Origin of the sequence: Plantibacter sp. CFBP 8804 (assembly GCF_014841225.1) — a bacterium.
Lineage (GTDB): Bacteria > Actinomycetota > Actinomycetes > Actinomycetales > Microbacteriaceae > Plantibacter > Plantibacter auratus.
Genome location: NZ_JACYTU010000020.1, coordinates 1 through 14,101 on the forward strand (window position 1 = coordinate 1; position 14,101 = coordinate 14,101).

Annotated in this window: 14 protein-coding genes; 4 read left to right on the top strand and 10 right to left on the bottom strand. The window is 69.0% G+C overall.

Annotation, left to right across the window (positions count from 1 at the left end):
• Positions 1 to 369: 369 nt before the first annotated feature.
• From IFU11_RS18305 to IFU11_RS18335, 7 genes are all read right to left on the bottom strand, one after another.
• Complete coding sequence (locus IFU11_RS18305) at positions 370 to 1,296, bottom strand: DMT family transporter (RefSeq protein ID WP_199862376.1); 927 nt, start codon at positions 1,294 to 1,296, stop codon at positions 370 to 372.
• 98 nt (positions 1,297 to 1,394) lie between these two features.
• Positions 1,395 to 2,360, bottom strand: coding sequence for a BadF/BadG/BcrA/BcrD ATPase family protein (locus IFU11_RS18310; RefSeq protein WP_192019875.1), 966 nt, complete (start codon positions 2,358 to 2,360; stop codon positions 1,395 to 1,397).
• Positions 2,361 to 2,362: 2 nt separating this feature from the next.
• On the bottom strand, positions 2,363 to 3,535 hold the full coding sequence (locus IFU11_RS20880) for an SIS domain-containing protein (protein ID WP_192019876.1): 1,173 nt from the start codon (positions 3,533 to 3,535) through the stop codon (positions 2,363 to 2,365).
• A 116-nt stretch (positions 3,536 to 3,651) separates the two neighbouring features.
• Entirely contained in the window at positions 3,652 to 4,548 is an 897-nt protein-coding gene (locus tag IFU11_RS18320) for a carbohydrate ABC transporter permease (protein WP_192019877.1), read from the bottom strand.
• Complete coding sequence (locus tag IFU11_RS18325; protein WP_086474800.1) at positions 4,548 to 5,507, bottom strand: carbohydrate ABC transporter permease; 960 nt, start codon at positions 5,505 to 5,507, stop codon at positions 4,548 to 4,550. The genes IFU11_RS18320 and IFU11_RS18325 overlap by 1 nt, the downstream gene beginning before the upstream one ends.
• A complete protein-coding gene (locus tag IFU11_RS18330) occupies positions 5,507 to 6,862 on the bottom strand; it encodes an ABC transporter substrate-binding protein (RefSeq protein WP_086474801.1) in 1,356 nt (451 codons plus the stop codon). Before IFU11_RS18330 ends, IFU11_RS18325 begins: the two co-directional genes overlap by 1 nt.
• Positions 6,863 to 6,924: 62 nt before the next feature.
• On the bottom strand, positions 6,925 to 8,241 hold the full coding sequence (locus IFU11_RS18335) for an alpha-glucosidase/alpha-galactosidase (protein WP_192019878.1): 1,317 nt from the start codon (positions 8,239 to 8,241) through the stop codon (positions 6,925 to 6,927).
• A gap of 173 nt (positions 8,242 to 8,414) precedes the next feature.
• On the opposite strand from IFU11_RS18335, the gene IFU11_RS18340 reads away from it, so the two are divergent.
• The 4 genes from IFU11_RS18340 (at position 8,415) to IFU11_RS18355 (ending at position 11,912) form a co-directional block, all read left to right on the top strand.
• Positions 8,415 to 9,167 (top strand): DeoR/GlpR family DNA-binding transcription regulator, encoded by a 753-nt coding sequence (locus IFU11_RS18340; protein WP_138945339.1) that lies wholly within the window; start codon positions 8,415 to 8,417, stop codon positions 9,165 to 9,167.
• 213 nt (positions 9,168 to 9,380) lie between these two features.
• A complete protein-coding gene (locus IFU11_RS18345; protein ID WP_137244023.1) occupies positions 9,381 to 9,728 on the top strand; it encodes a GntR family transcriptional regulator in 348 nt (115 codons plus the stop codon).
• Positions 9,729 to 9,808: 80 nt separating this feature from the next.
• Positions 9,809 to 10,804 carry a hypothetical protein gene (locus IFU11_RS18350; protein ID WP_192019879.1) on the top strand — a complete coding sequence of 332 codons (996 nt, stop codon included), beginning with the start codon at positions 9,809 to 9,811 and terminating at the stop codon, positions 10,802 to 10,804.
• 58 nt (positions 10,805 to 10,862) lie between these two features.
• Positions 10,863 to 11,912, top strand: coding sequence for an aldo/keto reductase (locus IFU11_RS18355; RefSeq protein ID WP_192019880.1), 1,050 nt, complete (start codon positions 10,863 to 10,865; stop codon positions 11,910 to 11,912).
• A gap of 36 nt (positions 11,913 to 11,948) precedes the next feature.
• Here the strand turns inward: IFU11_RS18355 and IFU11_RS18360 are convergent, their stop codons facing one another.
• From IFU11_RS18360 to IFU11_RS18370, 3 genes are all read right to left on the bottom strand, one after another.
• On the bottom strand, positions 11,949 to 12,686 hold the full coding sequence (locus IFU11_RS18360; RefSeq protein WP_192019881.1) for a hypothetical protein: 738 nt from the start codon (positions 12,684 to 12,686) through the stop codon (positions 11,949 to 11,951).
• A 98-nt stretch (positions 12,687 to 12,784) separates the two neighbouring features.
• Positions 12,785 to 13,342, bottom strand: a complete 558-nt coding sequence (locus tag IFU11_RS18365) for a hypothetical protein (protein WP_192019882.1) — start codon at positions 13,340 to 13,342, stop codon at positions 12,785 to 12,787.
• 121 nt (positions 13,343 to 13,463) lie between these two features.
• Positions 13,464 to 14,054 (bottom strand): TetR/AcrR family transcriptional regulator, encoded by a 591-nt coding sequence (locus IFU11_RS18370; protein ID WP_192019883.1) that lies wholly within the window; start codon positions 14,052 to 14,054, stop codon positions 13,464 to 13,466.
• Between the last annotated feature and the right edge of the window lie 47 nt (positions 14,055 to 14,101).

Here is a 14,101-nt window from a genome sequence, read left to right on the forward strand (position 1 = left end):
CTGCCCCCGGGGCCGTTCGCGTCACCGGTCGGGCTCGTCCGGTGTGGTGGTGGGGGTGCCAGCGCGGTGCTGTGACGTGAGCGCGGGTCTGGCGCGTGGGCGCGGGTCTCCGGAGGGACGCGCTCGCGGGTGTGGGCCGCGCCCGCGCCGGTAGGCGCACGCTCGCGCCGAGTGCGGCGCACTCACGCCAGCGCACCGCCCTAACGAGTTCGGTTCCGGTGTCAGCGCGGTGCGCTGGGGCTAAGCGCGGGCCTGGCACGTGGGCGCGGGTCTCCGGAGGGGCACGCTCGCGCGGGTGGGCCGCGCCCACGCCGGGTCGGGTGCATTCGCGTCAGCGCACCGCGCTGGCACGAACCGGGTGGGGAGGTGTCAGCGTACGGTCGCCCGCGCACCGTCGCGGAGGGCCGGAGGGACGGCCTCGCCGCGTCGCTCGTCGCTGTAGACCATGAGTGTCGAGCCGATGAGCGCCAGCACGATCGCGATGGTGCCGAAGATGCTCGGCAGGGTCTGGTAGACGACGAGCGAGACGAGGATGGTGAGCACCGGCGCGAGCGCGTTGGTCGTCGGCGCCACGACGGACGCCTTCCCGCGGCTGAGCGCCATCACGAGGAACAGCGCCCCGACCGCGTTCAACAACTGCGTGCCCGCCGTCAGCACCGGTGCCTGCCACGGTGCGTCGAGCGGGAGCCCGCCCATCGCGATGATCGCGAACGGGGTGAGGATGAGACCACTGATCGCCATCCAGGAGAAGGTCGTCGCATCGTTCACCCCGATCGTCGCGGCCTTGCGCATGAAGAACGCCTGGACGCCCCAGGCGATGCTCACGAGGATCGCGATGATCAGCCACGGCCCTGACGCACCCTCGGCGGACCCGCTCGACACACTGAAGAGCACGATCGCCGCGAGTGCCGCGACGAGCCCGACGACCGCGATCGCGTTCAGCCGCTCACGCAGCAGGATGACGGCCATGATGACGGTGATCGCGGGGGAGATCGAGATGATCGGGAAGATCAGATAGGCAGGGCCGGTCGACAGGGCGTTGAACAGCAGCAGCTGCCCTCCGGCGCCGGTGAGTCCGATCAGCAGTCCGTAGACGGCGGCTCGTGGTCGGCGGTCGAAGGTCTGGCCGCGCAGGGCGAACACGGCGGGGATGATCATCACGACCGCCCAGATGACGTAGACCATCTCGTCGGGGTAGCCGTACAGCGTGATGGGGAGCGAGGAGAACGCTCCCCAGACGCCCCAGAACAGCACCAACAGTCCGGCGTACAACATCCAACTCTGGGTCTTCTTCACGATGGTCTTCCTTGACTGCTGATTCGGGCAGGAGTGTGCACCTCGACGGTCGTCGAGGTGATGGTGATGGCGTCCGCGGATGCGGGCGGGGTCGAGCGTCAGCGGGAACCCAGGCGGTCCAGGGCCGTCTCGGCCAGTGGCGAGCCGTGCTGCTTCGCCGCGTACAGGGCGGCGCCCACCGCGGGACCGAATATCGGGACGCGGAGTTCGTACGCCGGCGGCAGCGTGTGCAGCGCCTGCTCGAAGCCGACTCGGATCGCGTCCGCCGTGAACATGCCACCGGAGTAGGACACCGGGACGACCTCGTCGTCCAGGAAGCCGAGCGCGACGCGGGTCGCCTCCACGATCTCGACCAGCTCTCCGCTCGCCTCCCGCAGGATGGTCGCCGACGCCTCGTCACCGTGGCCGGCGGCGTCGACGACCGTCTTGGAGAGGTCGGCGATCAACGCCCGCTGCCCCTTCCACTCGTTGACCAGGACGTCGATCACGTCGAGATCGCTCGTGATCCCGACCCGCGTCTTCATGAGGTCGTAGAGCGGCCCGCGCGGCAGGCGGCCGTCGCTCATCCGCGTGAACGTGTTCAAGCCCCGGGCGGCGATCCAGTACGCCGACCCCTCGTCGCCGAACAGCTCGCTCCAGCCGCCGACCCGGTGCCCGCGGCCACGGCGCTCGCCGTACGTCATCGAGCCCGTGCCGCTGATCACGTTGATCCCGTCGACGGCGCCGAGCGATCCGGCCCACCCGCACACCATGTCGTTGTCGCAGGAGAACCGGTCATGTCCGAGCACGTCGCGCGGCAGCGCATCAAGGTGGACGATGTCGGAACTCACCTCGCCGTACCCGGGCAGACCGAAGAAGGCCTGATCGATGTCGGCGGTCGTGACACCCGCCTGCCGACACACTTCCGAGACACCCTCGGTGAGGATGCGACCGACCAGCTCGATCCCCTCGTCGAAGTAGTAGCAGCTCGCCGTCCTCGCTTCCGCGAGCACCCGTCCGGCGTCGTCGAGCAGCACGAAGGCCGTCTTCGACCCGCCACCGTCGACGCCGAGGTACCGCGCCACGACTACTGCTCCTGCAGCTGAGCGGCGACACTCCGAGCGTCGTCGACGCCGTCGAACTCGTGGATCCGCACGCCCTGCACGACGCGGTTCACCGTGCCGCTCGGGAACGGGTTGTCCGGGGTCGCACCGAGCTGCAGCGAGTAGGACAGGCCGAGCAGCTGGGCCACGAGCACGTAGCCGATCGCGAGCTGCGCGTCGTCCAGGCCGGCGAGCTCGGGCAGCACCCAGTCGTACGCCGTGGCGCCGTCGACCGGCTCGGAGGAGATCGCGATCACGCGCTCCGGCGACAGCGTCGCGCGCAGTTCGGTGACGATGTCGAGGTCGTACCGCCGCGTGTACGGATCGGACGACAGGTAGACGACGACGAGCGTGCTGTCGTCGACGACCGCCTTCGGTCCGTGACGGAACCCGAGCGCCGAGTCGTAGTAGGTGACGATCCGTCCGGCGGTCAGCTCGAGCAACTTGAGCGCCGACTCGCGGGCCAGACCGGTGAGCGGGCCGCTACCGATGTAGACGACGCGTTCGCACCCTTCGTTGGCGAGCGCGCGGATGTCCACCTCGCGCTGGTCGAGGATCGTCGTCGCTCCGGCCGCGAGCGCCTGCACCGCGGCGTCGTCAGCACCGCCGAGGATGAGGAGGACCGAGAGCAGCATCGAGCTGAAGCTCGACGTCATCGCGAAGCCCTCGTCGTTCGACCGCAGGGGCATGAGGACGGTGAGCGACGAGGCGCGGTCGTGGTGGCGTCGGTACAGCTCGCCGGTCTCGTCGCACGTGATCACCAGGTGGTGCACCTCGGCGAGTGACTGGTCGGCGAGTTCCGTCGCGGCCACGCTCTCGGGGCTGTTGCCGGAGCGCGCGAACGACACGAGGAGCAGCGGGACGTCCTCGGCGAACGACTCCTGCGGGTTGGAGACGATGTCGGTGGTCGCGACGGCGTCGATCCGGCGACGGAGCGTCCGGGCCAGGGCCGGTGCCGCGATCTCGCCGATGAAGGCCGAGGTCCCCGCCCCGGTCAGGACGATGCGCAGCTCGGGCCGTGCCAGAAGCGGCGCGAGGAACGCGTCGATCTCCTCGCGGCGGGCGGCGATCCCCGTCGACGCCTCGAGCCAGACGTCGGGCTGCTGGGTGATCTCGCGGACGGTGGCTTCCGAACCGACGATGGTGGTGATGGACACGGGTTGCTCCTGGGGTGGGTCGAGGTGACGAGGGGGAGTTGCGAGGTATCGATGTTGGTCGAGCGTTCGACGCGCGCGCGGCGATGGACGTGATCCTGCCACGCCGGGATCGGTGCCTACCCCTTGAGGCCTGAGAAGGTCATGGTCGCCACGAACTGCTTCTGGGCGAAGAGGAAGAACACGATCAGCGGGAGCGTGGCGACGACGTTGCCGGCCATGAGGAGCGCCCAGTCGGTGCGGCGCGCGCCCTGGAAGTTCGTGATGCCGAGCTGCAGCGTGAAGGCCTGGTCGTTGTTGATCGCGATGAGCGGCCAGACGAGGTCGTTCCACGAGCCCAGCAGGGTGAAGATCGCGAGCGTCGCCAGGGCCGGCTTCGCGAGCGGCAGGATCACCCGGAAGAACACCTGGAGTCGGGTGCAGCCGTCGATGAGCGCGGCCTCCTCGAGCTCCGCCGGCAGCGACAGGAAGAACTGCCGCATGAGGAAGATGCCGAACGCGGACGCCAGCCACGGCACGATCGCCGCCCCGAGGCTGTCGATGAGCCCGATCCGGGAGAACAGGATGTAGGTCGGGATCATGAGCAGCTGCGTCGGGATCATGATCGTCGCGACGATCATGAGGAAGCCCATCGTCTTGCCGCGGAACTTCAGACGCGCGAACCCGTAGCCGGCGAGCGAGCAGAGCACGAGGTGGGACAGGACGGCGACCGTCGACACGATGACGGTGTTGCCGAGCCAGAGCAGGATGTTCGACTCGGAGAACAGCTTCGCGAACCCGTCGAAGGTGATGTGCGACGGGAGGATACGAGGCGGGTAGGTGTTGATCTCCGACTCCGGCGTCACCGAGGTGATGAACATCTGCACGAACGGGATGGCGAAGATGATCGCGATCGGCGCGAGCACGAGGTGCCAGGGGCTGAAGCGCCGACGCGTGCGTCGTTCGGCGGGCGGAGCGGTCACGGACGGCTTGCCGGCGGCGGCGTCACCGCGTGGCGGGGTGGTCAGGACGGTCATCAGAATGCCTCCACGTTGGAACGGCGGGAGTAGAGCACGACACCGATCGTGGCGATGAGCGTCACCACGAACAGCCCGTAGGCGACCGCGGAGCCGTACCCGAACTGCAACTGCTTGAACGCCGCGTCCCAGAGGTAGAACACGATCGTCTGGGTGGCGCCGAGCGGGCCGCCCCTGGTGGTCGTGTACACGAGGTCGAACAGCTGGATCGCCTGGATGAACTGCCAGATGGCGACGAACACGGTGACCGGCCCGAGCTGCGGGAAGGTGATGCGCCAGAACGACTGCCAGGCGTTCGCACCGTCGATCCGTGCCGCCTCGAGCAGTTCGGAGGGGATGTCCTGCAGCGCCGCCAGATAGATGACGGTCGTGAAGGCGGCCTGCCCCCAGAGCGACATGATCGTGATGACGACCATCGCCTGCCCCTGGTCTTCGAGCCAGCCCTGCGCCGGGAGTCCGAGGAACCGGAACACGGTGTTGAGGAGCCCGAACTGCGGGTTGAAGAGGTAGGTCGTGAGGATGCCGGTCGCGGCGGCAGAGGCGACGAAGGGGACGAAGATCGCCGTGCGGTAGACGCCGATGAAGCGGATCCGGCGGTTGAGCGCGACGGCGAGGAAGAGTCCGAGTCCGAGCGAGGCGGGGACGAACAGCAGCGTGTAGACGACCGTGTGGATGACGGCCGCCTGCAGCTCGTCGTTGCCGATCATGCTGGCGTAGTTGTCCAGCCCGACCTGCTCCGGCTCGCTGAAGCCGTCCCACTTCTGGAGCGACAGGAAGAACGCCCAGATCGCGGGGAAGATCGACAGGCCCAGCACGATGAGCATGGCCGGGGCGACGAATCCCCACCCGGTGAGGTTGTCGCGGAGTCGGTTCTTGGCTCGCCGGGGCGGAGCCGGGAGGCGTTCGGGTCGCTCCGGCTCCGTCCTGGGGGTCGTGTCGCGTCCGGCGACCGTGGACATCAGTCCTCCGCCAGGGCGTCGTCGGCGGTCTTCGCGGCGTCCTCGAGGGCCTGCTTCGGGTCGCCCTGGCCCTGCAGCACCGAGGAGATCGCCTTGCCGATGGCCTCCGACAGGCCGACGTAGCCGGGCACCGTCGGACGGGCCTGCTTGGCGTTCACGCCGTTCTCGGCCATCACGTCGAGGCCGGGCAGCTGCTCGACCTGCGCCTGGAACTCGGGGGTGTCGATCTCGCTCGAGCGCAGCGGGAGGTTGCCGTAGGCGACGTTCCACTTGAGGTCCTGCTCCGAGTCGGTGAGCCACTTCGTGAACTCGTACGCCCAGTACTCGCGGTTCTTGTCCTTGTGGTCGAACAGCGCCCAGACGTCGGGGCCGGAGACGGTCTGGTGGTCGCCGTCGGTGCCGGGGAGGACGGTGACGCCGTACTTCGTGCCCTTCGTCTGCAGCGTCGACAGCTGCCACGGACCGGAGGTGATCATGCCGATGCGGTCGCTTGCGAAGAGGTCGCCGAACTTGGTGTCGGTCTGGTCGAGGTAGACGCTCTTGTCGTCGACCGCCATGTCGCGGAGGAAGGTCAGTGCGTCGACGCCCGCATCCGAGGCGAACTCGGCCGTCTTGGCGTCGTCGGAGATGATCGACCCGCCGTTCTGCCAGAGGTGCGGCCAGAACTGCCAGGTCGTCTCCTCGCTGCCGGAGACCGAGTACGCGTAGCCGTAGGTGTTCGTCGCCGGGTCGGTGAGCTGCTTCGACGCCTCGCGGAAGTCGTCCCAGGTCCAGTCGGCCGTGGGGTAGTCGACGCCGGCCGCATCGAACACGGTCGTGTTGTAGAGGAGGGAGATGTTGTCGACCACGGCGGGGAAGCCGATCGTCTTCTCACCGGTCGGCTGCACCGTCTTGCGGGCCGCCTCGGAGAACTCGTCCCACTTCACGTCGGGCTCGGCCACCTGGTCGGTGATGTCGAGGGTGCGGCCGGACGCTTCGAGCCGGCTCGCCCAGGAGCCGAAGGCGTACGAGACGTCGGGGTAGTTGCCACCCGCGAAGCTCGCGGAGAGCTTCTGCAGGAGGTCTTCCGTGGACGGCGCGCCCGAGGACACGTCGATGGTCACGTTGGGGTGCAGCTTCTCGAAGTCGTCGACGAGACCGGTGAGGATCTGCTGGGCGGCGTCGGCCTGCCCGGTCCAGAAGGTGAGTTTCACCTTCGCGTCCTTGTCGAGCGTCGTGGCACCGGAGGATCCGCCGGCGCACCCGGAGAGCGCGAGCGCACCGGCGGCGAGGACGGCGGTCGCGGTGATGAGGCGACGTGCCCGGCGGGCGTGCGGTGAGGTGGAAGCGTGGATCGTGGAACGGGGTGGGAACATCGGTGGTCGTCTCCTGTGTCGATCGTTCGGGAAGGATTCGGTTCGGCGGTGCTTCGGGTCGGTCAGATGCGGTCGGCGGGGATGATCTCCCGGAGCGGCTCCGGCAGCAGCTCGCCGTGCGCGGCGACGAGGTCGTTGCACAGCTCCCAGATCTGCTCGGGCGTGAGGGTGGACGAGGCGTTCGGGTCCATGAGGACCGCCTGCCGGATGAGCGTCGGGTTGCCGGTGCGGGCGGCCTCGATCGTGAGCTCCGCGACGGAGACGTACGGGCGGTTGAGTGCGGCGCACTGCACGGGTAGGGCGCCCATGGGCTGCGGGGCGATGCCGTTCCCGTCGACCTGGACGGGGACCTCGACGACGGCGCCCTGCGGCAGGTTGTCGATGAGGCCGCGGTTGACGACGTTCCCGTGGATGAGGCGCGGGGTGTCGGTCCCGAGCGAGTGGATGAGCTGCGGGGCGTACTCGCTCGCCTCGTCCTCGAGGGTCAGCGGGGTCCCGGCGGCGAGGGCGGCCTTCGTCGCCTCGAACTCCGCGACGTTCTCCTCGCTGATGCCGAGGTACTCGAGCGGCTGGAGGCGGAAGCGCTCGACCTGCTCGGGGGAGCGGAGGAACCACGACAGGTACTCGGAGGAGTGCTCGCTCGTCTCGGTGGGGTAGTAGCCGATGCGACGGAACATCTCGACGCGCACGCGGCGGCTGAGCTCCGGGTCCTCGCGGATGCGCTCGCGCAGGGCCGGGTAGAGGTCGCGGCCCTCGTGGGTCCACTCGAGCAACCACGACTGGTGGTTGACGCCGGCTGCGCGGTAGCTCGTGCCCTCGATCGGCACGCCGACGAGCTCGCAGAGGTCGTTCACCGTCCAGAACACGCTGTGGCAGAGGCCGATCGCGCTGATGTCGGGGGCGACGACCGACGCCCACCAGATGTTCATCGCCATCGGGTTGGTGTAGTTCAGGAGGTGGGCGTCGGGGCAGATCTCCCGCATGTCGGCGGTCAGCGCCGAGAGCAACGGGAAGGTGCGGAGGGCGCGGAAGACGCCGCCGACGCCGGTGGTGTCGCCGATGGTCTGCAGGAGGCCGCGGGCCGCCGGGATCTCGAGGTCGGAGACGGTCGCGCGGATGCCGCCGACCTGGACCATGTTGATCACGAAGTCCGCGCCGGCGAGGGCGCGACGACGGTCGGACTCCGCCGAGATCGTCGCCCGTCCGTCGAGGCGTTCGTCGACGTGGTGGGCGGTGCCCTCGGCCACCGCGAGGCGTTCGGGGTCGATGTCGTGCAGGACGATCTCGAGGCCGGCGAGGTCGCGGTAGCGGAGGAGGTCGGCGATGAGTTGGCGGGTGAAGACGACGCTGCCCGCCCCGATGAAAGTCACTCGTGTCATGGAGTGATCATCGACTACAGTGATCGAACCGAGCAAGAACTTGATCGGAAATCGATTGAAATGATCACTTTCGCTGAGCAGAGCTGTCGGCGACGAGGGAAGGGTTCGCCGTGGGAGGACCGACTGCAGCCGAGCTCTCGCGACACGCTCCGTCCGGGAAACGCAGTCAGCGGATGCGCGCCATCCTCGCGCTCCTCGCGGCGGAGGACGCCGTCGTCTCGATCGACGACCTCACGACCCGGCTCGACGTGTCGGCCCCGACGATCCGTCGCGACCTCGCCGACCTCGACGACCTGGGCCTCGTCCTCCGGACGCACGGTGGCGCCCGGGCGGTGGAGTCGCGCGACGAGGTACCCGTGCGATTCCGCGACACGCAGTTCCGTGAGGCCAAGCGTCGGATCGCCTTGCGTGCCGCGGAGATGATCCCCGCGGGACCGTACGCGATCGCCCTGAGCGGTGGCACCACCACGGCGGCGGTCGCCAAGGAGTTGAGCAACCGGGCAGAACTGACGATCGTGACGAACTCACTCACCACGGCGACCGAGATCGCCTCCCGGCCGAATCTGCAGGTGATCATGACGGGAGGCCTGGTGCGCTCCTCGTCGTTCGAGGCGGTGGGGGCGCTCGCCGAGAACACCTTCAGTGCGATCAACGTGGGTACCGCGATCCTCGGGACCGACGGCATCAGTGCGCAGGGCGGTGCGACGACGCACGACGAGCGGGAGGCGCGGACGAACCTGGCGATGGTGCGGCACGCGCAGCGGGTCATCGTGGTCGCCGACGGATCGAAGGTCGGGCGGGTCACGCTCGCGCGCATGGCCGAGTTGGGGCAGATCCACGACCTCGTGACCGACTCCTCCGCAGACCCCGACGAGCTCGAGCGCCTGGCGGCCGCGGACATCGCCGTGCACGTCGTCGCCCTCTGACCGCTCCTCCTTCCTCTGCTGCGGCTTGGGCCAGCGCGGTGCGCTGACGTGAGCGCGGGTCTCCGACGTGAGCGCTGGTCTCCGGAGGGGCGCGCTCGCGGTTGTGGGGTGCGCCCGCGCCGAGTGGCGCACACTCGCGTCAGCGCACCGCGCCGACCTCAACCCCACAGATGTCGCGGGCATCGAATGCATTGTTCTAGTACCATTGCAAACATGTTGTTCCGCGTCGATCCCACCTCCGCGGTCTCGCTCGCCGAGCAGATCGCGGTGCAGGTGCGCTCCGGCATCGCGACGGGCGCGCTGGCGCCGGGGGAGCGCCTCCCGCCTGCCCGCGACCTCGCCCGAGCGCTGCAGATCAACATGCACACGGTCCTCCGCGCGTATGGAGAGCTCCGCGACGACGGGCTCATCGGGATGCGGCAGGGCCGCGGCGCGTGGGTGAACGAGGATGCAGCACCGGGCCTCGTCCGGGTCAATGAACTCGTCGCCCAGCTCGTCACCGAGGCACGCAAGTTCGGGATCTCGCCGACGGACCTCAGCCGGATGATCGAACGCACCTGACGGGCTCCGGCGCCCACCTCACGACCACGTCGGCCGTCACCACCGACGATCGGACCACCTCAGCAGCTCAGGGGGAGCACATGCACGACACCACCAACACACCGCCACCGGCAGCACCTGCGCGCGGACGGATCCTGCTCGCCGGCGTCGCCATGGCCGTCCCGGCGATCGCGATCGCACTCACCCGGCTCGTCTGGGGCGATGCGATCCCCGTCGACGTCGCCTCGCACTGGTCGGGCACCGGGGCACCAGACGACTCCCTGCCCGCCGCGGGCGTCTTCCTCGTGACGCTGATCATCGCGTCCGTCGCCGCGATCGCAGCCATCATCCTGCTCGCCCTGCCGAAGCCGGACATGCGCACCAAACGCATGATCGTCCTCTTCATCGGCATCGCCGCCGGGTCGGCCGCGTCCGTGTGGATCATCCCCACGTGGCTCACCGTGCAGGCGGGATCGGTCGACGGCGCGGTCCTCGGCTGGTGGGTCGTCCCGCTCGCCGCGTGTTCGCTCTGGGGCGTGATCCCCGCCGTGATCCTGCCGGCTCAGCCGCTGCTCGCGGGCGCAGCTGCCCGACCGGCGCCGATGGACCTCGGCGAGACCGAGGTCGGTGCCTGGAGTCGGAGCGTCACAGCCCTGCTGTTCCTCTGGCTCAGCCTCGCCCTCGTCGCGATCGGCGCCGTCGCCTACACGCCGATCCTGCTGGGTGGCGAGTCCGGCGTCGCGATGTTCGGTCTGTCGATCCTCGCCGTCGCGATCCTCCTCTGCGCCTCGTTCATCCGGCTCCGCGTGAGCGTGGACTGGCGCGGCCTCCGCGTCGTCTCGCTCTTCGGCATCCCGATGAAGCGCATCCCCCTCGACCAGGTCGACGTCGTCGAGGCCACCGACATCCGCCCGATGGACTGGGGCGGCTGGGGCTACCGGATCATGCCCGGCCGCTCGGCCGTCGTGCTGCGCTCCGGCCCCGGACTCGTCGTCACGAGCACCTCGGGCAAGCAGTTCGCGATCACGATCGACGACCCCGAGGAACCCGCCGCACTCCTGCAGGCGCTCGCCGCCCGCGTCGCGTCGCGGGTCTGACGTTGCACCGCGTGACGAACCGGACGTCGAACCTGTCCTGAAGCCGTACGGTGAATCCATGAGCGAAGCACCCCTGGCCACGGAGCCGACCACGACCGCGCTGCCCTCGACCACGATCGGCGCGGGCGACACCACCACGGAGGTGGGCGCCATCGGGTACGGCGCGATGTCCATCGCCGGTACCTACGGGGCGATCGCCGACGCCGATGTCACCACGATCCTCGACGCCACCCTGGCGAGCGGCGTGAACCTCATCGACACTGCGAACGTCTACGGCGACGGTCGCAGCGAGGAACTCCTCGGCCGGTACCTGGCCGGGCGCCGCGACGACGTCTTCCTCGCGTCCAAGGTGGGCATCGTCACCGGCGGCGGCATCGGCAAACGAGGGATCCGCGGCGACCGCGTCCACCTCCACGAGCAGATCGACGGGACGCTCAGCCGCCTCGGCACCGACCACCTCGACCTCTACTACCAGCACCGCGTCGACCCCGACATCCCGATCGAGGAGACGGTGGGGGCGCTCGCCGAACTGGTCGCCGCCGGCAAGGTGCTCCGCATCGGTCTGTCCGAGGCGACGGGCGACGAACTCCGCCGCGCGCACGGCGTGCACCCGATCGCCGCGATCCAGTCCGAGTGGAGCATCGTGAGTCGCGACGTCGAGACCTACGTCGTCCCGACGGCGGCGGAGCTCGGCGTGACGGTCGTCGCGTTCTCGCCGCTGTCGCGCGGGCTGTTCACCGAGGACTTCACGGCCGAGACGGTGCCGCTCGGGGGGACGCGAGCGAACTTCCCGCGCTTCCAGCCCGAGCACCTCGCGGCGAACCTCGAACTGGCGGCCCGCTTCCGCACCCTCGCTCACCGCATCGGGACGACCGCGGAGGCGCTCGCGCTCGCCTGGGTGCACGACCGAGGACAACAGCTCGGCGCGAGGGTCGTCTCGATCCCCGGCACCCGGAGCGTCGCGCACCTGCATGCGAACCTCGAGGCGTTCCAGGTGGAGCTGACGGACGAGATCCGAGCCGAGATCGGCACCTACGCCGACCGGGTAAGCGGTCCGCGGGCCGCCGACCCGAACTGGGTGTCGGGTGGTCGCGAGGGGCTCATCTGATCGGGACCGAGCTCGAGCACGGTTCCGGTCAGGCGGTCAGCAGCCGATGGCTGGTTTGCCGGGGCGGCAGGGTTTGTCGACGCCCACGGTCGAGTTCCGCACGATCTGCACCGCGTGGGGTTCTTCGGTCGGGATCGACAGGGTTCCGACGACGGGAAGCCAGCCGCTGTCGCCGATGCGGTATTCGGCGGCGTACTCGACTTCGACGGTGATGGTCTTCGTCCCGACCGTCGTGTAGCGGTGGCTGGTCGGGGTCTTGGAGAACTCGGCCAGTCCGAGGGCAGCCCAGCTGGATCCACCGGTCCGGACGGTCGCACTCTCGCCGTCGCCGTAGTCGAAGGTGAATCCGACGGGCATGAAGTTCACCTCTGCGACCTGGCCGAGGAGGGTGCCGGTGCGGGTGTGGCCGGAAGCAGCTGCGATGACGTTGGTGTGGAGCCCTCGGACACCCCAGGCGGCGGGCTCGGTCGTGACGGTGGGTGCGGCGGGTGCGAAGCTGGCGACGTCGCGGATCGTGACGGGGGCCGCCGGTGCTGCTTCGAGGTCGGTGCCGAGGTCGCCGGGCGTGAAGGTGTAACACTCGTCCGGCCGCATGAGGCTGCAGACCGTCCGCTCACCGTTGGGCCCGTCGGTCACGCCGGGTGGCAGCTCCGCCGAACCGCCGCCGCCGCCTCCGCCCGTTCCGCCACCGGACCCACCGCCGGTGCCCGATCCGGGTTGCTCGATCGTGCCCCCGATGTCGACCGAGCCGTTGCCGATACAAGCGCCATTCATGTAGTCCACCTCGGTGCAGCTGTTTGCAGACGCCGACGTGACCGGAGCAGTGAGTGATACAACGGCGATCAGTGCGAGTACCGTAGCGAGTCTTCTGGTCATGAGCAGATCTCGCTTTCCGGGACAGGCTTCTTCGTGGAAATCAGCACGTCCCCGTCCGCTGCGGTGAGCTGAAGCTCTGTTGAGCGGAGTTGATCTCGCTCTGGATTGACGACTGAGGTTCCGCCGGAGTCCAGAACATCGACGCCGGTGTAGTCGATGCACGCTTGAGCAACCGCGATCACACCGACAGCGTCGGGCCGAGGCCACCACTGAGCGAGCTCGACGCGCCGAAGGGTGGCTTCGCCTGTGGTTCTCCAGCCCTTCGCGGCCATGTCCACGAATCCTGCGGTCTCTGCTTCCTTCAGATCGGGCGCGAGAAGGTGGTCGAGCCGTTCTGGGTTTTGTCCGCCTTCGGCGCCAATTGTGTTCACGACGGTGACAAAGGAACCGACCGTCTCCGTCACCGCAGCCAGTGCCTGTTCCTCGTTCTCGAAGACCGGCGGAGTCCGGCTCGGAGCGGGAGCCGGTTCGACTTCCGTGCACGCGGTGAGCGCGAGGAGTCCCACCGCTAGTGCGAGTGTGGAGAAGGTTCGAGATGAGGAGATCGTTGGCATTCCTCGACGCTACGGGCGGTTGAGGAGAGCCCTCGGGTTATCCACAGAGCAGATATGCCTACACCGACATATGCCGTGCAGCGCACCGCGCTGGCGTCAGGCCCAGGCCCAGGCGCCGGGGTCAGGAGCGGCCGAGCCACCAGGCGGGGGAGGCGGCGATGACCGTACGGGCCGCCGCATCGATGTCGTCGAGGTCACCGGATCGCAGCCACTCCTCGATCGCCGCGACCGTGCCGGCACCGGCGTAGGCCACGAGCATGCGCACGTGTCGCTCCGGCGTGATGCCGTCCTCGCGAGGTGGGGCGATGTGCGGGTGCCGGTCGAGGTGGTGCGCGAGCGCCTGCTCGATCCGCTCGGTGAGCACGTCACGCAGGGGTCCGATGAGCCGGGGGTGCATGGCGTTGCGGTAGATCGTCGCGTGCTCGGCGACGTGACGCAGGAGGTCGCGTTCGGACTCGTCGAAGACGCTCAGCGTCGAGACGCTGTGCGCCGGCAGATCGGCGTGCGCCTGGAGCGTCTCATCCAGTTCCTCGCCGAGCACGTCAGCGAGCAGGTGGACCGGCGTCGCGGCGTGACGGTAGAAGGTGTCGCGGGTGATCCCCGCCACCCGGGACACTTCCGCAACGGTCACCTGATCGATGCGCTTCGCCGCCGCGAGGGTGTGGATCGCGTCGCGAAGGGCACTGCGGGTTCGTGCCTGACGAGGGTCCATGCGTTCACTCTAGTGAGGCCCGACCAGTCGGCTCGTGCCGTAAGTTG

Bases quoted from the DNA above. Each gene is read 5' to 3' on its own strand.
- IFU11_RS18320 (WP_192019877.1), bottom strand. From the start codon at position 4,548: ATGACCGTCCTGACCACCCCGCCACGCGGTGACGCCGCCGCCGGCAAG.
- IFU11_RS18325 (WP_086474800.1), bottom strand. From the start codon at position 5,507: ATGTCCACGGTCGCCGGACGCGACACGACCCCCAGGACGGAGCCGGAG.
- IFU11_RS18330 (WP_086474801.1), bottom strand. From the start codon at position 6,862: ATGTTCCCACCCCGTTCCACGATCCACGCTTCCACCTCACCGCACGCC.
- IFU11_RS18335 (WP_192019878.1), bottom strand. From the start codon at position 8,241: ATGACACGAGTGACTTTCATCGGGGCGGGCAGCGTCGTCTTCACCCGC.
- IFU11_RS18340 (WP_138945339.1), top strand. From the start codon at position 8,415: ATGCGCGCCATCCTCGCGCTCCTCGCGGCGGAGGACGCCGTCGTCTCG.
- IFU11_RS18345 (WP_137244023.1), top strand. From the start codon at position 9,381: ATGTTGTTCCGCGTCGATCCCACCTCCGCGGTCTCGCTCGCCGAGCAG.
- IFU11_RS18350 (WP_192019879.1), top strand. From the start codon at position 9,809: ATGCACGACACCACCAACACACCGCCACCGGCAGCACCTGCGCGCGGA.
- IFU11_RS18355 (WP_192019880.1), top strand. From the start codon at position 10,863: ATGAGCGAAGCACCCCTGGCCACGGAGCCGACCACGACCGCGCTGCCC.
- IFU11_RS18360 (WP_192019881.1), bottom strand. From the start codon at position 12,686: ATGAATGGCGCTTGTATCGGCAACGGCTCGGTCGACATCGGGGGCACG.
- IFU11_RS18365 (WP_192019882.1), bottom strand. From the start codon at position 13,342: ATGCCAACGATCTCCTCATCTCGAACCTTCTCCACACTCGCACTAGCG.
- IFU11_RS18370 (WP_192019883.1), bottom strand. From the start codon at position 14,054: ATGGACCCTCGTCAGGCACGAACCCGCAGTGCCCTTCGCGACGCGATC.